We start from the raw sequence: 20,235 nt of genomic DNA on the forward strand, positions 1-20,235 counted from the left end.
CGTTTCACTCTGATCAGTGCATCAGTTGCCCTGGAAGCCTCCGAGCAGTTGATCAAAGTTCTCATCGAGCGCGAACGGATCGACGACGGTGGCCGAGCGTGTGGAGTGCTCCATAAGCCCTGCAAGTTCACGCGCTGCGCGGTCGATTCTTTCGGGAAGCGACTTCACAGTGTCTTCTCCAGCGCCCCAATCGTCACTCGCCGCGTAGACGGAAGTCGGCACGACGATGGAATGCATGTAGTTGAAAAGCGGCCGCATTGCGTAGTCAAGGGCCAGCGAATGTCGCGGAGTTCCGCCCGTTGCTCCGATCACCACGGGGAGATCAGTGAGTCCCGTGTTGTCGATGATGTCGATGAACGATTTGAAGAGCCCGGCATAGCTGGTTTTGAAAACGGGGGTCACCGCAATGAGTCCGTCGGCTCGCGTTACCTCGTCGATCGCGCGCTGAAGAGCGTCGTCGGCAAAGCCCGTGAGCATGTTGTTCGTGATCGAGTGCGCGAGATCCCGTAATTCGAACGTTGCAACGTCGACCTCAAGTCCAGTGCCAACAAGCTTCTGCTTTGTCGCCTCTGCGAGTTTGTCTGCCAGCATCCGTGTCGATGACGGGTTGCTGAGCCCTGATGACACAACCGCAAGCTTGCGAGCTGCCATATCTACTTCTCCGATTCTGCTGGTGACGCGCTCAGTGTAACCGGTTCGGTGCGCCCCGCATTCCCCGCCGAGACCCTCGCCGCATGAGTCGGGGCATCCGGTACGTGCGCGGGGCGCACGTACTCAAACTCGCGGCGCAGAACAGGCACGACCTCCTCGCCGAGAAGGTCGAGCTGTTCGAGAACGGTCTTGAGGGGCAGACCAGCGTGATCCATGAGGAAGAGTTGTCTCTGATAATCGCCAACGTAGTCGCGGAACCCGAGCGTTCGGTCGATGACCTGCTGAGGGCTGCCGACAGTGAGAGGGGTCTGTGCTGTGAACTCTTCAAGACTCGGCCCGTGCCCGTAAACGGGCGCGTTGTCGAAATAGGGTCGAAATTCTGCGACAGCATCCTGAGAATTCTTGCGCATGAATGCCTGCCCACCGAGCCCGACAATCGCCTGGTCGGCCGTTCCGTGCCCGTAGTGTTCAAAACGTTGGCGGTACAACCCCACCATGCGCTGCGTGTGCGAGCCGGGCCAGAAGATGTGGTTGGCGAAGAACCCGTCACCGTAGTATGCGGCCTGCTCGGCAATCTGCGGAGAACGGATGCTGCCGTGCCAGACGAACGGCGGAGTGTCATCAAGCGGTCTGGGCATCGACTGAAACCCTTGCAGCGGAGTGCGGAATTGCCCCTCCCAGTCGACGAACTCCTCACGCCACAGCTTGTGTAGCAGTCCGTACTTCTCAATGGCGAGTGGAATTCCCTGTCGAATGTCTTCACCGAACCACGGGTAGACGGGGCCGGTGTTTCCACGACCGAGAACGAGATCCATCCGGCCGCCCGACAGGTGTTGAAGCATGGCGTAGTCCTCGGCAAGGCGCACAGGATCGTTTGTGGTGATGAGCGTCGTGGCCGTTGAGAGAATGATTCGTGATGTCTTGGCTGCCAGATAGCTGTTAATGGCGACAGGGCTCGACGGAAAGAACGGTGGGTTGTGGTGCTCCCCCATCGCAAAGACATCAAGACCGACATCTTCGGCATGCTGTGCGATCGTCAATACATCCTGCAATCGCGATGCGTCGGTCGGCGTGTGCCCTGTTGTCGGGTCTGGCGTGATGTCTCCGACACTGAAGATTCCGAACTGCATTCTCGGCGCTCCTGAAATATCGATGCAAATGAATAGATATAAGCGACAACAGGCACTCCTTCGATCGTATTCCCCACTTCTCAGCAGTGGTGCTGTGGTGCGACCATTGAGGCATGGACAGGTCAGAGCAGCCCACCGTCATTCCGCCGTACCTTCTGCAGCGCGTGGCCAGTGCAAAGCGACTGCGAAATGCAGCTACAGCGGCGCAGGACACGCTCATTCGACAGGAACCAGGGCGCCGTGCCGCCATCGAGCAGTCGGGCCAGCGCAAGGCGAAGCCCGCCCCGACGGAGTCAGACACTCGTGCTCTCACCCGTGAGATCGCCGATGCGGGAGGAACGGACGTCTTACCCGGCTCTCGTGTCCGAAGCGAGGGCGAGCCTGAGTCTGACGACCAAGCGGTAAACGAGGCCTACGACGGGCTCGGCCACACGTACTCACTCTTCGACGAGGTATTCGGGCGCTCGTCCATCGATGGTCGAGGAATGCCCCTTCGCGCGACCGTCCACTACGGAAAGGATTACGACAACGCGTTCTGGAACGGAACGCGCATGGTGTTCGGCGATGGGGATGGCGAGGTATTCAACCGATTCACTGTGTCGCTTTCGATCATCGGCCACGAGCTGACGCACGGGGTGACGGAGCTTACCGCTGCGCTGCGCTATTCAGGACAGTCGGGGGCCCTGAATGAATCACTGTCTGACGTCTTTGGGAGTCTGGTTGAACAGTATGCGAAATCTCAGACCGTGGATGAGGCCAGCTGGCTCATTGGAGAGGGTCTCTTTACTGATGCCGTGAACGGCGAAGCGCTGCGCTCACTCAAGGCACCGGGGACGGCGTATGACGACGACGTACTCGGGAAAGATCCCCAGCCGTCAACGATGTCCGGCTACGTCGAGTCACAGGACGACAATGGCGGAGTTCACATCAACTCCGGCATCCCGAATCATGCTTTCTACATTCTCGCGACGTCGCTCGGCGGACGCGCGTGGGACACAGCAGGAGTGATCTGGTACCGCACGCTGACAGCGGGCGGCCTCACCGCCGATGCATCGTTCTCCGAATTTGCCGCTGCAACGGTCGAGGCTGCACGCTCTCAATTCGACGACGAGGTCGTCGCTGCCGTGCAGCTCGCATGGAGGTCTGTCGAAGTCAATGTGGGCGATCCCGATGCCCCACCGACCGGCGCACCCGAGGCGCAGCTCATTGTCGAACGCTCAGGGGGCGTCGCGGGCATCAGCCGAACCTGGCGTATGAACATCGACGCCCACTCCGACGACCTGGGCAAAATGCTTCGCACCCTGCCCTGGCGTGCTGCCGGAACGATAGATGACCGCAACCCCGATCACTTTCAGTACCGCATTCGGTGCACGTTCAGGGCCAGCGCGGCAGACGACTTCGAGGTGTCGCTCGCCGAGTCAGAGCTCACGGCGACGTGGCGGGAGATCATTGAGTGGGTGCGCACCGAAGACCACGCCTGACCGGTCACGCGGAATCGAGCAGCGTCTCTGCGAGCAGTTCGATCGTGCGTTCCCGAGCGGGCACAGCATCAAGAGGCTCAGAATCGTGAGCACCAGCAACGGGTGAGATCATCAGCTCATCGACCCCGTATTGCGCGGCAAGAGCACGGGCCTTCGCCGCCGCGGTCGCCGGGTCACCGATGATGTAACCCGTGATCGCCTGCTGCATGAACTCCTCAGTCAAGGCGTCTGTCTCTGTGGCTTCGGCCTCTTCGATAGTCGAGACGGCGGCCATCGGCTTGTTTGTACGCAATCGAGCCATCTGCTGCAGATTCGGCAGTGCCTGAGCGTATGCCTCGTCTGCCGTCTCAGCGACGACTGCGTTCGCCGTCATGAACGTTGTCGGCTTATCGGCGTAAGCGGAGGGAGTGAACTGATTGCGATAGAGATCAAGCGCACGCTCCGCGCCCGCCCCGGCGAAGTGATTGGCGAAAACGTACGGCAGTCCAAACGAGGCGGCGAGCGTTGCCGAATAGTCGCTGGAGCCAAGGAGCCACACCGGCGGCGCGCCCTCAGGTAACGGTGTCGAGCGCAAGCCATACTCTGACCCGCTCGTCAACTCCACGTTGGCGCCGTCGCTGCTCAACAATGCAATGATGTCGCTGACGTTGGCGGGAAATCGGCTCACGTCGCTTGTCGCACCCGATTGCGACAACACGGCTGTCACGACAGGGTCGCTTCCCGGAGCTCGACCGATACCGAGATCGATCCGTCCGGGCGCTGCCGCTTCAAGCAATGCGAACTGCTCGGCGACAACGAGCGGGGCATGGTTAGGAAGCATCACGCCGCCTGACCCGACCCGGATCTTCTCGGTGCGAGAGGCCAGCAAAGCGATGAGCACTGCCGGGTTTGTCGACGCCACAGCCTTCATATTGTGATGTTCAGCTACCCAGTAGCGGGTGTAGCCAAGAGCATCCGCTCTCTGGGCGAGCCGTGTTGAGGCCCGGAGGGCCTGCGCTGTGGTCTGACGCGAACGGACGGGAATGAGATCAAGCACCGAGAGTTTCATCACTGACTGCAACACGCGCCACGCGTCGTTTCATTCCCACACGATTCAATCGAGAAGTTCTTGCCAGCCCGATCCCTTGACATGCTCGAAGACGATATTCGTCTCCGAGTGCGCAACGACAGTGTGTCCAGTCACGTACTTCACGACGAAGTCCCTGAGCTCCGTCGTGCTGCGTGCAGCGACATGCAGAAGGTAGTCATCTCGGCCACCGAGGTGAAACAGTGAGAGGACGCCGGGCCACATGGTCACCTCGCGGCGAAACGCCTCGATATCAGAACGATCATGCTGGGTGAGCTGAATCGCGATGACTGCCTGGATGGGTGCTCCGAGTACCGCGAGGTCGATATCGGCGTAGTAACCCGTAATGTCGCCGGATCGCTGTAGTCGCTTCAGCCGAAGCGAAACTGTCGACTCGGCGATCCCGAGTTCTCCGGCAAGCTGCGAGCCCGAGGCCCGCGCATTCACGGAGAGCGCCTTGAGAAGCGCCCTGTCGGTCGAATCGAGTTGTGGTTTGTGCGTCATTGTCATACCTCTCGGGGAATCTTTGAAGTTTCTTTCTGTTGGGGGCGTAGTTTCAATGAAACTTCAACTTCCCTTGAAGATTGCCACAGATCCTGTCTTAATCACAGCATGGACAGTGACGTTCGCTTTGACACACGAGCCGTGCACGGCGGCATGGAATCGATCAGAGAGGCGGGAGGACATGTGCCCCCGATCGACCTCTCGACGACAAGTTCTCTCGCCGGGGTGGCCTCTGGCGGGGACTCCTACGAGAACCTGGCCTCCGGCGGCATACTCGGCACTGACGACTCGCCCGTATACCAGCGCCTCTGGAATGACGGCGTCGCCCGCTTCGAGCGCTCGCTTGCGGGTCTCGAGGGCGCAGAGTCCGCCGTGGCCTTCAGCACGGGCATGGCTGCGCTCACGGCGATTCTGACCGCCGTCGTGTCGGCTGGACGTTCGCACGTCGTCGCGCTCAGGCCGCTCTACGGGGGAACGGATCATGTTCTGGACAGTGGGATGCTCGGAACACGTGTCAGTTGGGCAACTCCCGACTCGATTGCCGAGATTGTCACCTCCGAAACCGCGCTCATTGTGTGCGAGACGCCAGCAAACCCGACGCTCGATATCGTCGATATCGCTGACGTTGCGAAACGTGCGGGGGATGTTCCGGTGCTCGTCGATAACACCTTCGCCACACCGGTGCTCCAGCGTCCGCTCGAGTTCGGAGCAACTCTCGTGCTTCACAGTGCGACAAAGTTTCTCGGTGGCCACGGCGATGTCATGGGCGGGGTCGTTGCGGGTCCAGAAGATTGGATGCGCAGGCTCAGGCATGTGCGTGCGCTCACGGGGGCGCTGCTGCATCCTTCCGCTGCTTATCTGCTGCAGAGGGGCTTGCGCACACTTCCTGTGCGCGTGCGAGCGCAGCAAGAAACAACGCGTGCGCTCGCCCATAGCCTTCGTGATCATCCCGCTGTAGCCACGATTCGCTACCCGGGCTTGGCCACGGGGAGTATCGCCGAAACCGTCTCGCGTCAGATGACCGGTCCGGGGTCACTTTTCGCCCTGGAACTCACGGGAGGCTTCGCTGCGGCATCACGCTTTGTCGACGCCGTGCGTATCGCATGCCATGCCGTGTCACTCGGGGGGATCGATTCGCTCGTGCAGCATCCCGCTTCCCTGACGCACCGACCGGTAGCTGCAGAAGCGAAGCCGGGTGAGGGAATCGTGCGGGTTTCCGTCGGCCTCGAAGATGCCCGTGATCTGGAGCAGGATCTGCTGCAGGCGCTCGATCAGGCGATGGGCTGAGTGGGCTCTGTGAGCAGAACGCTCACGTCGTAGTCCCTCAGCGCATCGACACCGCCGAGTCCATCGAGCGCGAGCACTATGCCGATTCCAGCGACTGTTGAACCCGAACGTTCGACGAGTCGCGCCGCGGCACGGCAGCTGCCGCCTGTCGCGAGAACATCGTCGACGATGAGAACGCGCGATCCCTGCGGAAGATTTGACGGGTTGACCTCAAGCGACGCTGCGCCGTATTCGAGCGCGTAGTCCTCACTCAGAACATCACCGGGAAGCTTGCCTTGCTTGCGAATTGGAAAAAGGCGAGTCCGCGTCGCGTACGCAATCGCGGAGGCGAGAAGGAACCCACGTGCCTCGATACCGGCGACAACGTCGAACCCGCCAGTGACGTCGGCGCCCAGCTCGTCGACAATCGCCCGGAACGTCTCTGGATCGGCGAAAGCCGGCGTGAGGTCACGAAAGACGATCCCGGGCTTCGGAAAGTCCGGGATCGTCTCGCTGAGTTCAAGAACTCGGGTGGAGACGTTCACCGGCGCTACCGCACCCCGAGAAGATCGATGATGAAGATCAGTGTCTGGCCAGAGAGCGGATGCCCTCCCCCGGCCGGGCCATAGGCGAGGTTGGGCGGCACGGTGAGCTGGCGGCGTCCGCCGACCCGCATGCCAGGGATTCCTTCCTGCCATCCGGCAATCAGATTGCGCAGCGGAAAGTTGATGCTTTGGCCACGACTCCACGACGAGTCGAATTCTTCGCCGCTGTCATACGAGACCCCGAGATAGTGCACGTCAACGGTCGACGATACCTGTGCTTCGTCGCCCTCGCCCACCTCAATGTCGACGACCTGCAGAGATTCTGGGGCGGGGCCGACGGGTGCATCGACCTCTGGCTTTGTCTTGTTCGATTCGGTCATAGCTCCATCAAAGCCGACCTCCGTGGCCGCGGCAACCTGAGAGTCCATCATGATGCTTGATTTCTGTGAGGGTCAGAGGCATTCTTAAGGGACAAACTCATCGCCCGGTCCGATTCGCAGGTAAAGCCGCGAACACCGGGCGATGAGGACGTTAAGCCCTGTGTCAGGAGTCGGTAGCTTCGCCGCCTACTGCCGTGGCCACCGATCCGTTGTCGATGATCGGGATCGCTGTGGTGATCGCTTCGAGACCTGAAAGCCGTGCCGGTGAGAGCTGCTTTGTCACTTCTTCACGTGTCATCAGATCTGCCTCGACGACGAGATCGGCGATATTGCGGTTAGTCAGGAGAGCCGTCTTTGCCAATGCTGCAGCCGCGGTGTAGCCGATGAACGGCGTGAGGGCCGTGACAACGCCGACCGAGGTTCCGACCATAGTTTCAAGACGATCTTCATTCGCCGTGATGCCATCGACTGCATTCACACGAAGGGTCTCGCAGCCTCGTGCCATCCAGAGAATGCTCTGCAGGAGCGAGTGGGCGATGACCGGCTCAAAGGCGTTGAGCTGCAGCTGTCCACCCTCCGCCGCCATCGTCACCGTGGTATCGGCTCCGACAACGGAGAAGGCGATCTGATTCATGACCTCGGGAATCACGGGATTCACCTTGCCCGGCATGATCGACGAGCCAGCTTGCTTCGCGGGCAGGTTGATCTCACCGAAACCTGCCTGCGGGCCGCTGGAGAGAAGGCGAAGGTCGTTGCAGATCTTTGAGAGCTTGATCGCAGAGCGCTTGAGTGCGCTGCTGAACGACATGAATGCACCAGCATCGCTCGTCGACTCGACAAGGTCGGGAGCAGTCTCGAGCTTCAATCCGGTGATGTCATTGAGGTGACGCACGACGACCGACGCATACCGCGGGTCAGCGGTGATTCCGGTTCCGATTGCTGTCGCACCGAGGTTGATCTCGGCCAGCAGCCAGATCGTTTCGGCGAGACGCTTGTGGTCTTCGCCGAGTGTCGTGGCGAAACCATGGAATTCTTGTCCGAGCGTCATGGGGACAGCATCCTGAAGCTGGGTTCTTCCCACCTTGAGCACGTGTCGGAACTCTTGCCCCTTCAGCGCAAACGACTGCCGAAGCAGCTCAAGTTCGTCGAGCAGGTCAGTCAGCGACCTCGCCAGAGCAATCTTGATTGCCGTCGGATACACATCGTTCGTTGATTGACTGCGGTTCGTGTGGTCGTAGGGCGAGATGAAGGCGTAGTCACCCTTCTGCCGACCGGCCATCTCAAGAGCGACATTGGTGATCACCTCGTTCGCGTTCATATTCGTCGAAGTTCCCGCGCCACCCTGAATCACGCCGACGCAGAACTCCTCGTGAAATTCACCGTCAATCACACGCTGGCACGCACGGTCGATGAGATCTGCTTTCTCCGCGTTCAGTGCACCCAATTCAGTGTTTGCCCGTGCAGCAGCCTGTTTCACTGAGGCGAGGGCGACGATCAGGTGCGGGTACACCGAGATCGGTCGCTTGGAGATGTCAAAGTTCTCGAATGCTCTCGCGGTATGGATGCCCCAGTATGCGTGGCTGGGGATCTCCATCGATCCGAGAGAGTCGGTTTCCGTTCGTGTCGGCCGTTCGCTCATGACAGCGACTCTACCGGCGTTTTGCAGGGATCCGGGCGCCCGTCTCAGCCGAGAAGCGCCTCAATCGGACCGCGTGCGAAATACACGACGAACCCGAGCGAGACGATCCAGAGCAGCGGGCTGATCTCTCGCGCTTTTCCTGAGAGCGACCGCACTACCACCCAGGAGATGAAGCCCGCACCGATGCCATTGGCAATGGAATAGGTGAGCGGCATGATGGCGACGGTCAGGAACACCGGAAGCGTGATCGAGAAGTCCGTCCATTGGATCTCGCGAATCTGCGACATCATCATTCCACCGACGACGACGAGCGCTGCAGCCGCCACTTCGCTCGGAACGATGCCCGTCAGTGGAGTGAGGAACATCGCGAGGAGAAACAGCACGCCGGTCACAACGTTGGCCAGTCCTGTGCGAGCGCCCTCGCCGATTCCTGCTCCCGATTCGACGAAGACGGTGTTGGACGACCCAGACGTGAGGCCACCGGCGATCGCGCCGATGCCCTCAACGACAAGCGCCGATTTCAGACGGGGGAACGTTCCTCGTTCGTCGGCGAGTCCTGCTTCTTTCGAGAGGCCGGTCATCGTGCCCATCGCATCGAAGAAGTTTGTGAATACGAGCGTGAAGACGAGCATGAGTGCGGCGAGCACGCCGATCCGCTCGAAGCTGCCGAATGACACATTGCCAATCAGTCCAAGATCGGGAAGGCTGAAGACGCTCGATGGCAGGGTGGGGACCGCGAGGCTCCACCCACCGGGTGAATCTGCTGACGAACCGAGGCGGAAGATCGATTCGACGATCATCGCCACGATCGTTCCCACGAGGATGCCGATCAGCAGTCCGCCCTTGATTCGTCGGGCTACGAGCACTCCGGAGATGAGCAGTGTGACGACGAAGACAACGGTCGGCCCTGTTGCCACCGACCCGTCCACGCCAAGTCCAACGGGCGGAGACGCTTCCCCAGTCGACGTGACGAAACCAGCGTTCACAAGACCGATGAATGCGATGAAGACGCCGATTCCGACGGTGATTGAGATTTTCAGCTGCATCGGAACGGCATCGAAGATCATGCGCCGGAGCCCCGTTGCCGCGAGAACAACGATGATGATCCCGTTGATCACGACGAGGCCCATCGCCTCGGCCCAGGTCACCTCCCCTACGACGCTGAAAGCCAGGAAGGAGTTGATTCCGAGGCCAGCTGCGAATGCGAACGGAAGGCGCGCAACGACCCCGAAGAGAATCGTCATCAGCCCGGCGGTAAACGCCGTCACCGCCGAAAGCTGCGCGAAGTCGAGCGTGGAGCCGGAGACATCGGTCCCCGACGACAGAATGATCGGGTTGAGCACAACGATGTAGGCCATCGCTACAAAGGTGACCAGGCCTCCGCGCAACTCGGCACCGACAGAAGAGCCCCGCTTGCTGATCTCGAAGAAACGGTCAATACGGCCTGGCGTCGCGGTCTCGATGGCCACGCGGCGCTCCCTCCTGGACGACGTCAGTCGTCCGATTTACTCAAAGTACGGCTATCGGCCGCCGACGAATATCCTATTGCCACGTGGTGCCTCCGACGATGATTCGGAGCGCCCGATACGGTGTCATCGGGGTCACACGGCGTACCCCCGCGATCGAGAGCGAGAACGCATGCGACTTCCCTGGATTCTGCACGGTGACGGCAAGAACGTCGATGCTCAAGACGTCGTCGGGCCGTCCGAGCGGCTCAGCTGGCCGAGAACAATCGGAATCGGCGCACAGCACGTTGTCGCGATGTTCGGCGCGACGTTTCTCGTTCCGGTGCTTACCGGGTTCAGCCCGAGCACAACGCTTCTGTTCTCCGGAATCGGAACTCTCCTCTTTCTGATCATTACGCAGAATCGTTTGCCCAGCTACCTCGGCTCGTCATTCGCGTTCATTGCCCCCATCACCGCCGCTACGGCCACACACAGCATGGGAGCCGCGCAGTTCGGCATTATTGCTGTCGGTCTCCTGCTCGCGATCGTGGGCGCCATAGTTCAGTGGGTGGGATCGGGATGGATTGACGCTGTCATGCCTCCCGTCGTCGCTGGGTCAATCGTTGCGCTCATCGGCTTCAACCTCGGCCCTGAGGCGTGGAAAAATTACCAACTCGCACCCGTGAGCGCTACGGTGACCCTCGCTGCTGTCGTGATCTCGTCTGTGCTGTTCCGCGGAATCCTCGGACGACTTTCCATCTTCATCGGCGTCGTCGTCGGGTATGTGTGCGCAACGATCCGAGGCGAAATTGACTTCGCTACCGTCGAATCTGCTCCGTGGTTCGGATTGCCCTCCCTCACGTTCCCAGCCAATCCGGTGACGAATCCGGAACTCTGGGGTCTACTTCCCGCGTTCCTTCCGGTCGTCCTCGTGCTCGTCGCGGAGAATGTCGGCCACATTCGCGGAGTCGCGCAGATGACTGACCCGTCAGTCAACGCCCAGACCGGCCGGGGCCTACTCGCTGATGGCCTCGCCACAATGCTCGCTGGAGCAGGCGGTGGCTCCGCCACGACGACGTACGGTGAAAATATCGGTGTCATGGCCGCCACACGCATCTACTCGACTGCCGCGTACTGGGTTGCCGGCCTCTTTGCAATCATCCTGTCGCTCTCCCCCAAATTCGGTGCCGTCATTGACACGATTCCATCAGGGGTTCTGGGCGGAGTGACCACGGCTCTCTATGGAATGATCGGCATTATCGGCGTCAAGATCTGGATGGACAACACGGTCGATTTCAGCAAGCCGGTGAACCAGTTCACCGCCGCGACGGCGCTCATCATCGGTATCGCCAATTTCATTTGGAGTGATGAAGCGTCGGGGGTCACGTTTAACGGGATCGCGTTCGGAACGATCGCTGCGATTGTGATCTACCACGGCATGACGTGGATCGGACGATGGCGAGGAACAAACTAGCCTTGGCGGGCGGTCAGTGGAGCAGCGGGACGATCAGATAGATTCCGTACACAACTGCCGCTGAGCAACATGCGAAACACGCGTATGCGGCGACGCGGGCGGCCCTGCGTTGCGCAGGGCTCAGCGGATTCTTCCGCGTAGCCTTCTCAACGCGTTTCTCTTCGCGCAGACGCTTCTTTTCGGACATCACGGTAATCGCGTCAGTGAACTCAGCTGGTGCGACGAGGGGAGCACGCCCGGCCGAGACCAGCAGTCTGAGTCCGAGAGCGTACAGCCCGACAACGACGACAGCAGCGACAAGCGCGGTGATGAAGACAATGAGGAACGCGAGCCAGTCGATCATTTCTTCGCCTTCTTTTTGCGGCCAGACTTTGAGATCTTCACAGCGGTGCCCGATGCGGCGATATCGGCGACAGCATTCGTGTGGTCGATCTTCTCGCGTCGCGACCAGAGGTAGATTCCGAGGACGATCACCACGCCGAGCACTGTGTCGATCAGGAGTCCCGCCGGGCCGATCCCGGCAAGAAGCGCGGCTGCCGCCCCGACGATGGCTGCGGAAGGAAGCGTCAGCAGCCAGCCGATGGCGATACGACCAGCTGTCCCCCAGCGCACCTTCGACCCCCGACGCCCCAGTCCAGAGCCGATAACTGAGCCAGACGCGACCTGCGTTGTTGAGAGTGCGAAGCCGAGGTGGCTTGAGGCGAGAATCGTCGCTGCGGTCGAGGCCTCGGCTGCAAACCCTTGGGCCGGCTTGACCTCGGTGAGACCGGTTCCCAGCGTCTTGATGATTCGCCAGCCACCAATGTACGTTCCCAGTGCAATCGCGACGGCGCACACCAGGATCACCCAGAATTGCGGGCCCGTGCCGGCACCCTGCGACCCGACTGCAATAAGTGTCAGCGTAATGATGCCCATTGTTTTCTGGGCGTCATTTGTTCCGTGGGAGAGGGCAACGAGGGACGATGTGAAGATCTGTCCGAATCGGAAACCGCTTCGCCCGTCCGCCTTCTTGTCGTATCGCCGGGTCATGGCGTAGGCCAGGCGAGTGGCGACGAAAGCAATGATCCCCGCGGTGAGCGGCGCGATCAGCGCCGGCAGAATCACCTTCGACAGCATCACCCCGAAATCGACGGCGTGGATTCCCACTCCCACGAGCGCAGCCCCGATGAGACCGCCGAACAGCGCGTGCGATGAGCTCGAGGGAAGCCCGAGAACCCACGTCAACATGTTCCAGACAATCGCGCCGAGCAGACCGGCGAAGATCAGCGCGGGGGTGATCAGAACTCCGGCGTCACCCTCACGAATAATGCCGCCGGAGATTGTGCGTGCAACCTCTGTCGACAAGAACGCACCGACAAGGTTGAGGATTGCCGCGACGGTAACGGCTACCTTCGGCTTCATAGCACCCGTCGCGATCGGGGTGGCCATGGCGTTTGCGGTGTCGTGAAAGCCGTTCGTGAAGTCGAAGAACAACGCGAACGCGATAACGAGAATGACGACGAGGGAGGTTATTTCCACCAGTAGAGTCTCTGATTCGTAGCCGGTGCACGAACGTCGTTCCTCGTCGGCAAACGAGGACGTCGGCTTGTAGACACCCGCTGTTGAGGCGGGCGTAACCGAGTCTTGCACCCGTGAGCCATGTCGGTCAACTCAGGCCGATGCCGTCGATCACATTTCTTCGTGCACCGTCGGATCGCCGCCGAACAGCCGACCATCGAGGGTTGCCAGTGCAGAAATCGCTTCGACCTCGTCAGCACTGAGCGAGAACCCGAAAACGTCGAGGTTCTGCCGCTGCCTGTCAGGATCGGCCGACTTCGGGATCGGCACGACGCCTCGCTCGAGGTGCCAGCGCAATACTGCCTGGACCGGTGTGACGCCGTGTTGTGCTGCAATGTCGACGATCACCTTCTCATTGTATGGCGCTGCCGCTTTGCCCAGAGGACTCCACGCTTCGGTGACGATGTCGTGCTTCGCGTGGAAGTCAACGAGGGATTCTTGCGGAAAGTACGGGTGAAGCTCCACCTGGTTGACGGCGGGGAGAACACCGGTCTCAGCAGCAAGCCGAGTGAGGAAGTCGATGGTGAAGTTTGACACGCCGATCGAACGAACAAGACCGTCCTTCTGCAGATCGATCATTGCCTTCCACGAGTCGACGTATTTATCCACACTCGGGTTCGGCCAATGGATAAGATAGAGGTCGATGACGTCGACTCCGAGCAAGCGCCGAGACGATTCAAACGATTCGAGCGTTGCATCGTAGCCGTGGTGACGACCGGGGAGCTTCGTTGTCACCGTGATGTCTGAGCGATGAACGTGTGTCTCGGCGAGCGCACGACCGACGGCATCCTCATTCTTGTAATTGACAGCCGTATCGAGAAGTCGATAGCCCGCATCGAGTGCGGACAGCACAGCATCCGTTCCTTCATTGCCGCGGAGCGGGTACGTGCCGAAGCCGATGGCGGGCAGCGATGTCTCATCTCGAAGTTGGCGCATAGTGTTCCCAGTCATGCCTCCACCGTAGACGGTCAACCGACTGATTCTCGACGGAGAGCGGATAGCGTTGACGCATGACAGATGCACCTCGCGCACCTCGCCGCGACCACGCGAGAACTCATCATGGCGACACCGTCAACGATCCCTACCATTGGTTGAGCGACAAAGATCATCCGGACGTTCTCGACTATCTGAATCGAGAGAACACCTTTGCCGAGTCCGAGACGGAACATCTTGCCCCTTTGCGCAAAGCCCTCTACGAGGAGATCAAGTCGCATACTCAGGAGACAGACCTCTCGGTTCCCGTGAGAGAGGGCGATTGGTGGTACTACTCACGCACGTTCGCGGGCAAGCAATACGCGAGCCACATGCGTGCTCCGGCTCATGATTGGACTCCACCGAACACGCAGAACGGTGATGTGGAGGGCGAGCACATTGTTCTCGACGATAACTCCGAGTCTGCGGGGCACGAGTTCTACCGCCTTGGCTCATTCGACATCACACGGGACGGGCATCGGATGCTGTACGCCACCGACACGGTGGGAGACGAGCGGTACACGCTGCGCATCCGTGATCTGACCACAGGGCGCGACGGCGTAGACGATGTGCCCGGAACGTTCTCTGGTGCCGTCTTCTCCCCCGATGGCGAGTGGGTGTTCTATACGACTGTCGACGATGCGTGGCGCCCAGATACGGTGTGGCGTCATCGCGTGGGAACGCCTGCAGAAGACGACGAGCGTGTCTACCACGAACCGGACGACCGATTCTGGGCTGGCGTTGGCGTGACCCGGAGCGGTCGCTACATCGTGATTGCGCTCGGCTCCAACGTGACCAGCGAGTGGCTGCTGATCGACGGCGAGACTCCTGACGGTGAGCCGCGCGTCGTCTGGCCACGCAGAGAGGGAGTGGAATACGAGGTTGAGCACGCTGTCATCGGCGGGCGTTCCACGTTGCTGATCCTGCACAATCGGAATGCAGAGAACTTCGAGCTTGTCGGGATCGACGCTGACGCGCTGGGAGATCCAGAGTCGGGTGTGACTGTTCTTGCCCACAGCGAGGATGTTCGTCTTGAGTCGGTGGAGGCATTTCGCGATCGTCTGGCGGTTGAGTATCGCGCCGAGGGTTTGACCCGAATCGGAACGATCGAACTCGACAACGCATCGACACTGGATAACCTGACGATCGAGCCCGTTGAGTTCGCTGAGCCGCTGTACACGGTCGGGTTCGGGGGCAATCCTGAATGGGAACAGCCTGCACTTCGCCTGAGCTACACGTCATTCGTGACTCCGGCCACCGTCTATTCACTGCAGCCGGCGTCGGGAGAACTCACGCTTCTCAAGCAGCAGCCCGTGCTCGGCACATTCGACACAGCCAATTACGTACAGTTCCGTGACTGGGCGACAGCGCATGATGGAACACGCGTGCCGATCTCAATCGTGCGGCGTCGCGATGCGGCATCCGGCCCTCTTCTGCTTTACGGGTACGGATCATACGAGGCGAGCATGAACCCCGGGTTCTCGATTGCGCGCCTCTCGCTTCTGGACCGCGGAGTCACCTTCGCCATCGCGCACGTGCGCGGCGGCGGTGAACTCGGCCGCAGCTGGTACGAACACGGCAAGCTGCTTCACAAGAAGAACTCATTCACAGACTTCATCGACAGCGCCAAGCACCTCATCGACTCGGGCCTAACGACACCCGATCGGCTTGTCGCTGAGGGTGGCAGCGCCGGCGGTCTGCTGATGGGCGCCATGCTCAATCTCGCCCCGGAGCTTTTCGCCGGCGTGCACGCCTCAGTTCCGTTCGTCGATGCCCTGACGACGATTCTTAACCCCGAGCTTCCGTTGACCGTGATCGAGTGGGACGAATGGGGCGATCCGCTGCACGACGCCGACGTCTACGCGTACATGAAATCGTACTCGCCGTACGAGAATGTGCGAGAGGATGTCGCGTACCCCCGTATTCTTGCGACGACGAGTCTCAACGACACCCGCGTCTTCTATGCGGAGCCGGCGAAGTGGGTGGCTCGTCTGCGAGAGGTGGGGGCTCCCGCACTTCTGCGCACTGAGATGCACGCTGGCCACGGCGGAGTGAGCGGACGGTATGCAGGCTGGCAGGAGCGGGCATGGGAGATGGCCTGGATTCTCGACGCGCTCGGCTGCGCAGAATCGAAACTCGCCTCCTGACTGTCGTGAGGCATAACGCGGGCCCCTGGGATAGCCAGGGGCCCGCGTGCGCAGTGTGAGGTTCAGCCGAAGAGGATCGCTGCCTCGTCGTAGCGATCCTGCGGAACCGTCTTCAGCCCGCCGAGCGCCTGCTCAAACGGCACATTGACGACATCGGTGCCGTGGAGGGCAAGCATCGTGCCCCACTCGCCGTTCATGACCGAATCGATGGCAGCCATGCCGAGTCGCGTCGCGAGCACGCGGTCATAGGCGCTGGGAACGCCCCCGCGCTGCAAATGGCCAAGAACCGTGCCACGGGATTCGATGCCTGTGCGGGACTCGATCTCGGGTGCGAGAACATCGGCGATGCCGCCAAGGCGGGGCCTGTTGAAGGCGTCGAGTCCCTTCTCGGAGTGCGCGGTTTCCATGGTGTCGAGCGTGAAGCCCTCGGAGACCACGACGACGGGTGCCCGACCACGATCGGCAACAGACTGCACCCACTGCACAATCTGATCCATTGACTGAGGACGCTCTGGAATGAGAATCGCATGAGCGCCCGCTGCCATGCCCGCGTGGAGGGCAATCCAGCCGACGTGTCGTCCCATGACCTCGACGACCATGCATCGCTTGTGCGATTCTCCCGTCGTGCGGAGCCTGTCGATGGCCTCCGTTGCGATTTCGACCGCCGTGTCGAACCCGAACGAGTAGTCCGTCGCGTCCAGATCGTTGTCGATTGTCTTGGGGACTCCGACGATATTGAGCCCCGCGTCGGTGAGTCGCTTGGCGGCTGCGAGAGTGCCTTCGCCGCCGATGGCGATCAGGGCGTCTACCCCGATGCGGTCAAGCGTCGCCTGAACATTCTCTGGCCCACCGTGCGGGCCCTCAAAAGGGTTTGTGCGGCTTGTACCCAGGATGGTACCGCCCTGTTTGCTCAGACCCCGCACGCTGTGACGGTCGAGCGGCATCGTAAGACCCTCGACGACGCCCTTCCAGCCGTCTCGAATACCGACGAACTCCTGGTTATGGATCTTCGTGCCCTTGAGCACTGCACCGCGGATCACCGCGTTCAGGCCCGGGCAGTCGCCGCCGCTGGTGAGTACGCCGATTCTCATGAAATAGTCTCGTTCCTCTTGGTCGGGGGAATGAACAGGGTCAGCGCCGTTGCTTCACCACACGACAATAGCGCTACTGAGGCTCAGCTTAAACATTGATGGCTGCACTCGGCACTCTGGGCGACGCCAAACTAAGCTCGAACTATGCCGTTCACACGCACCATACTCGCGGTCTCCGAATCTGCTCCCGAACGACTTGCCCTCTCGGGTGATGGGGAGCGCTACACCTACAGGCAACTGCGTGATGCCTGCACGCTCGTTCGCAGCGGCGCAGAAAAGCTGCTCGCGCAATCACCGAGCATACGGCCAGAGCGAACCGACGAGACAGCGGGTCTTCCCATCATTGCGGTGTCGCTCTCGCGCGCCATCGACAGTGCGCGATTCCTGTGCGGCGCAAACGGGTTTCGCGCGATCATTGCCGTTCTCGACCCGTTGTGGCCCGCATCGCACCGTTCGGAGATCATCCGGAGAGTCGATGCCTCACTCGTGATCACCGACGATTCGTCATTCGAACAGAGCCTCGCCGCTCTCGACTCCTGGGCAGGCATGGCTATCTCACTTGAGCAATTCGACGCGGTGGCCGCATCCGCCCCTGTCTCTGTCGGTCCTGAGGTGCGCCCCAGAGATGAACCGTTTCTGCTGCTCTTCACCTCGGGAACGACGGACCTGCCGAAGGGATTCGTTCGCACGCGCGAAAGCTGGGACCACAATGTCGTGATAAGCCGTGCCTACCTCGGTGCCGAAGACGGGTTCGCGACAATTGCTCCGGGGCCCGTGTCGTACAGCCTTACGCTCTACGCACTCGTGGAGGTTATGGCGACCGGCGGATCGCTTCACCTGCAGTCAGGATTCGACGCCATCGCCGCCTCCCGGGCCATCGATCGTGAGAAGATCGAGCGCTTCGTCGGTGTTCCTTCTATGTTGCTGGGAATCGTGCGCGCGGCCGAGCACGCCGGGCTGTCGCTTACGTCGCTGCGCGAGGTGATCACGGGCGGCGCCAATCAAAGCGCGACGATCCGGCGGACGTTCGAGAAGGCGGCACCCGACGCGCACTTGCGAAGCTATTACGGTGCCTCCGAGATCGGGTTCATCGGTTACAGCGACTCCGACGACGGCACACGCCTTGTGCCGTTCGACGGCGTCGAGGTCAGCGTGAGAGACGGTGACGTTCCCCTTCCTGACGGCGAGATCGGAACCCTCTACATTCGCGTGGCGTCCGCTGTCGAACGCTATCTCGCCTCGACGAGTTCCGAGCGCATCACCGGCGACGACGGATGGTCAACCGTCAATGACCAGGCATCGTATTCGCACGGCGTCATTGAGCTCGCTGGGCGGGCAGGCGACATCGCCGTCTCGGGGGGACACAAGGTGTCGCTCCCTCAGGTTGAACGGGCCCTCGCAACTATCCCCGGGTGCGAGATCTGCTGCGCCGTCGCCGTCCCTGACCCGTCGCTCGGTTCGCTGATCGCTGTGGCGATCGAGGGCACGGAGATTCCGCCGAAACCACAGATGCAGCGGATGCTTCGTCAGCTGCTCGCCCCGCAATTCGTTCCGCACCGCTACTACCGCGTCGATGAACTTCCTCGCACGGCCGGAGGAAAGATTCGTCGCGCCGCTGTCGCCGAGCTTCTCATTCGCGGACAGGCCGAGCGCCGATGACCGCTGGCGTGCGTGCACTCGTGACCGCCGTCGGCGCGGTGACGCCGTGCGGCCTCGACGCGGCGTCCACGTGGGACGCCGTTGTGGCCGGCAGAAGCGGAATACGTGAGTTCGAGGCTGTCGACGTCTCGGATCTTGCCGTTGCCGTTGGCGGGGAGGTGCGCGGGTTTGACCCGCTCATGCATGTCTCTCGCTCCGACTCGCGACGACTCGACCCGCACGCTCTCTACGCGATTGCGGCGGCGAACGAGGCGATGCAGGGTTTCTCGCCGATTAGCCCCGACCGGTTTGGCATCACGGTCGCAACCGGTTCTGGAGCTGTCACGCTCACCCAGAATGCCGCGCGAGCGCTTGACGAGCAGGGGCCACGGCGCATTCCGCCCGGGGTCGTCGTCTATGGCGGGCCGGATGCCGCGGCTGCTTACCTCAGCCAGAAGTACGATGCTCGCGGCTCGAGTGTCGGGCTTTCAGCAACGTGCGCCAGCGCCACCGTTGCACTCGGAGAGGCTCTGCGTACGATTCGTCACGGGTACGCCGATGCTGTGCTCGTCGTGGGCGCAGACGACTGCCTCAACCGGGTAAACCTGGCCGTGAACTCTACGCTCGGCGCGCTCGCGCCCGGGTTTGCCGATGCTCCGTCTCAAGCGAGCAGGCCCTTCGACCGGCACCGCAGTGGGTTTGTCATGTCTGCTGGTGCCGTCGCGCTCCTCGTGGAGTCAGAGGAGCACGCCGCGAGGCGCGGCGCCTCGGCACTCGGGGAGATCGCGGGATACGGTGTCTCGTCGGACGCCCATCATCCCACTGCTCCCAGACCAGATGGCCGAGGAGCCATCTTCGCGATGCGATCCGCCCTTGACGATGCTCAGCTGTCGGTGGGCGCAATCGATGAGGTGAACGCGCACGGCACGGGAACCCCGCTCAACGACGCCATGGAAGCCCGGGCACTGCGCGAGGTCTTCGGCGAATCACTCGGTGCTGTCCCCATCACGTCCACCAAGTCGACGACGGGTCATCTGCTCGGAGCTGCGGGCGCCCTTGAGGCCGCTGTGTCGTTGCTCGGTATGAGGGACAACGTGATCCCCCCGACGATCAACCTTGACGACCCGGAATTTCCCGACCTTGACGTCGTCGCGCATGAGGCACGCCAGTCCCCTGTCTCTGTGATTCTCACGAATTCGTTCGGGTTCGGTGGGCACAACGCCTCACTGCTGCTTCGCACCCTTTAGTC

Annotated in this window: 18 protein-coding genes and 1 pseudogene; 7 read left to right on the forward strand and 12 right to left on the reverse strand. The window is 61.3% G+C overall.

Going from position 1 to position 20,235, the window contains the following annotated elements:
- Window positions 1–21 precede the first annotated feature (21 nt).
- A complete protein-coding gene (locus HCR76_RS09845) occupies window positions 22–651 on the reverse strand; it encodes an FMN reductase (RefSeq protein ID WP_166992788.1) in 630 nt (209 codons plus the stop codon).
- A gap of 2 nt (window positions 652–653) precedes the next feature.
- A complete protein-coding gene (locus tag HCR76_RS09850; RefSeq protein ID WP_166992786.1) occupies window positions 654–1,781 on the reverse strand; it encodes an LLM class flavin-dependent oxidoreductase in 1,128 nt (375 codons plus the stop codon).
- Window positions 1,782–1,894: 113 nt separating this feature from the next.
- Between HCR76_RS09850 and HCR76_RS09855 the strand changes: the two are divergent.
- Both HCR76_RS09855 and HCR76_RS17665 read left to right on the forward strand, forming a co-directional pair.
- Window positions 1,895–2,941, forward strand: a pseudogene (locus HCR76_RS09855) (M4 family metallopeptidase); the annotation flags it as partial.
- A complete protein-coding gene (locus tag HCR76_RS17665) occupies window positions 2,939–3,262 on the forward strand; it encodes a protealysin inhibitor emfourin (protein ID WP_434063584.1) in 324 nt (107 codons plus the stop codon). The pseudogene HCR76_RS09855 and the gene HCR76_RS17665, both read left to right, overlap by 3 nt.
- A 4-nt stretch (window positions 3,263–3,266) precedes the next feature.
- Here HCR76_RS17665 and HCR76_RS09860 read toward each other — a convergent pair whose 3' ends face one another.
- Together HCR76_RS09860 and HCR76_RS09865 are read right to left on the reverse strand one after the other, a co-directional pair.
- Window positions 3,267–4,310 carry an LLM class flavin-dependent oxidoreductase gene (locus HCR76_RS09860; RefSeq protein WP_166992780.1) on the reverse strand — a complete coding sequence of 348 codons (1,044 nt, stop codon included), beginning with the start codon at window positions 4,308–4,310 and terminating at the stop codon, window positions 3,267–3,269.
- A gap of 45 nt (window positions 4,311–4,355) precedes the next feature.
- Complete coding sequence (locus HCR76_RS09865) at window positions 4,356–4,832, reverse strand: Lrp/AsnC family transcriptional regulator (protein ID WP_235934327.1); 477 nt, start codon at window positions 4,830–4,832, stop codon at window positions 4,356–4,358.
- A 108-nt stretch (window positions 4,833–4,940) separates the two neighbouring features.
- Here HCR76_RS09865 and HCR76_RS09870 point away from each other — a divergent pair, with 108 nt between their 5' ends.
- Window positions 4,941–6,119 carry a trans-sulfuration enzyme family protein gene (locus tag HCR76_RS09870; protein ID WP_166992775.1) on the forward strand — a complete coding sequence of 393 codons (1,179 nt, stop codon included), beginning with the start codon at window positions 4,941–4,943 and terminating at the stop codon, window positions 6,117–6,119.
- Here the strand turns inward: HCR76_RS09870 and HCR76_RS09875 are convergent.
- The 4 genes from HCR76_RS09875 to HCR76_RS09890 all read right to left on the reverse strand — a co-directional run bounded on the left by HCR76_RS09875 (window position 6,104) and on the right by HCR76_RS09890 (window position 10,131).
- Window positions 6,104–6,643 (reverse strand): adenine phosphoribosyltransferase, encoded by a 540-nt coding sequence (locus HCR76_RS09875; RefSeq protein ID WP_166992772.1) that lies wholly within the window; start codon window positions 6,641–6,643, stop codon window positions 6,104–6,106. The genes HCR76_RS09870 and HCR76_RS09875 overlap by 16 nt on opposite strands.
- A gap of 5 nt (window positions 6,644–6,648) precedes the next feature.
- Window positions 6,649–7,023: an FKBP-type peptidyl-prolyl cis-trans isomerase gene (locus HCR76_RS09880; protein WP_166992969.1), complete on the reverse strand. Its 375-nt coding sequence runs from the start codon at window positions 7,021–7,023 to the stop codon at window positions 6,649–6,651.
- A gap of 163 nt (window positions 7,024–7,186) precedes the next feature.
- Entirely contained in the window at window positions 7,187–8,662 is a 1,476-nt protein-coding gene (locus HCR76_RS09885) for an aspartate ammonia-lyase (protein ID WP_166992769.1), read from the reverse strand.
- Between the two features lie 44 nt (window positions 8,663–8,706).
- Window positions 8,707–10,131 carry an NCS2 family permease gene (locus HCR76_RS09890; protein ID WP_342357068.1) on the reverse strand — a complete coding sequence of 475 codons (1,425 nt, stop codon included), beginning with the start codon at window positions 10,129–10,131 and terminating at the stop codon, window positions 8,707–8,709.
- A 169-nt stretch (window positions 10,132–10,300) separates the two neighbouring features.
- Here HCR76_RS09890 and HCR76_RS09895 point away from each other — a divergent pair, with 169 nt between their 5' ends.
- A complete protein-coding gene (locus HCR76_RS09895) occupies window positions 10,301–11,581 on the forward strand; it encodes a uracil-xanthine permease family protein (RefSeq protein WP_166992766.1) in 1,281 nt (426 codons plus the stop codon).
- A gap of 13 nt (window positions 11,582–11,594) precedes the next feature.
- Here HCR76_RS09895 and HCR76_RS09900 read toward each other — a convergent pair whose 3' ends face one another.
- The 3 genes from HCR76_RS09900 to HCR76_RS09910 form a co-directional block, all read right to left on the reverse strand.
- Window positions 11,595–11,924 carry a peptidase gene (locus HCR76_RS09900; protein WP_166992763.1) on the reverse strand — a complete coding sequence of 110 codons (330 nt, stop codon included), beginning with the start codon at window positions 11,922–11,924 and terminating at the stop codon, window positions 11,595–11,597.
- Complete coding sequence (locus HCR76_RS09905; protein WP_166992761.1) at window positions 11,921–13,099, reverse strand: inorganic phosphate transporter; 1,179 nt, start codon at window positions 13,097–13,099, stop codon at window positions 11,921–11,923. Before HCR76_RS09905 ends, HCR76_RS09900 begins: the two co-directional genes overlap by 4 nt.
- 150 nt (window positions 13,100–13,249) lie before the next feature.
- A complete protein-coding gene (locus HCR76_RS09910) occupies window positions 13,250–14,089 on the reverse strand; it encodes an aldo/keto reductase (RefSeq protein WP_166992758.1) in 840 nt (279 codons plus the stop codon).
- Between the two features lie 59 nt (window positions 14,090–14,148).
- Here HCR76_RS09910 and HCR76_RS09915 point away from each other — a divergent pair, with 59 nt between their 5' ends.
- Complete coding sequence (locus HCR76_RS09915; RefSeq protein ID WP_166992755.1) at window positions 14,149–16,257, forward strand: S9 family peptidase; 2,109 nt, start codon at window positions 14,149–14,151, stop codon at window positions 16,255–16,257.
- A gap of 62 nt (window positions 16,258–16,319) precedes the next feature.
- Here HCR76_RS09915 and HCR76_RS09920 read toward each other — a convergent pair whose 3' ends face one another.
- Complete coding sequence (locus HCR76_RS09920; RefSeq protein WP_166992752.1) at window positions 16,320–17,348, reverse strand: 6-phosphofructokinase; 1,029 nt, start codon at window positions 17,346–17,348, stop codon at window positions 16,320–16,322.
- Between the two features lie 144 nt (window positions 17,349–17,492).
- Here HCR76_RS09920 and HCR76_RS09925 point away from each other — a divergent pair, with 144 nt between their 5' ends.
- Window positions 17,493–19,007: a class I adenylate-forming enzyme family protein gene (locus HCR76_RS09925; RefSeq protein ID WP_166992749.1), complete on the forward strand. Its 1,515-nt coding sequence runs from the start codon at window positions 17,493–17,495 to the stop codon at window positions 19,005–19,007.
- Window positions 19,004–20,233, forward strand: coding sequence for a beta-ketoacyl-[acyl-carrier-protein] synthase family protein (locus tag HCR76_RS09930; RefSeq protein WP_166992746.1), 1,230 nt, complete (start codon window positions 19,004–19,006; stop codon window positions 20,231–20,233). Before HCR76_RS09925 ends, HCR76_RS09930 begins: the two co-directional genes overlap by 4 nt.
- Window positions 20,234–20,235 lie beyond the last annotated feature (2 nt).

Source organism: Paramicrobacterium chengjingii, from assembly GCF_011751765.2.
Taxonomy (GTDB): Bacteria; Actinomycetota; Actinomycetes; order Actinomycetales; family Microbacteriaceae; genus Paramicrobacterium; species Paramicrobacterium chengjingii.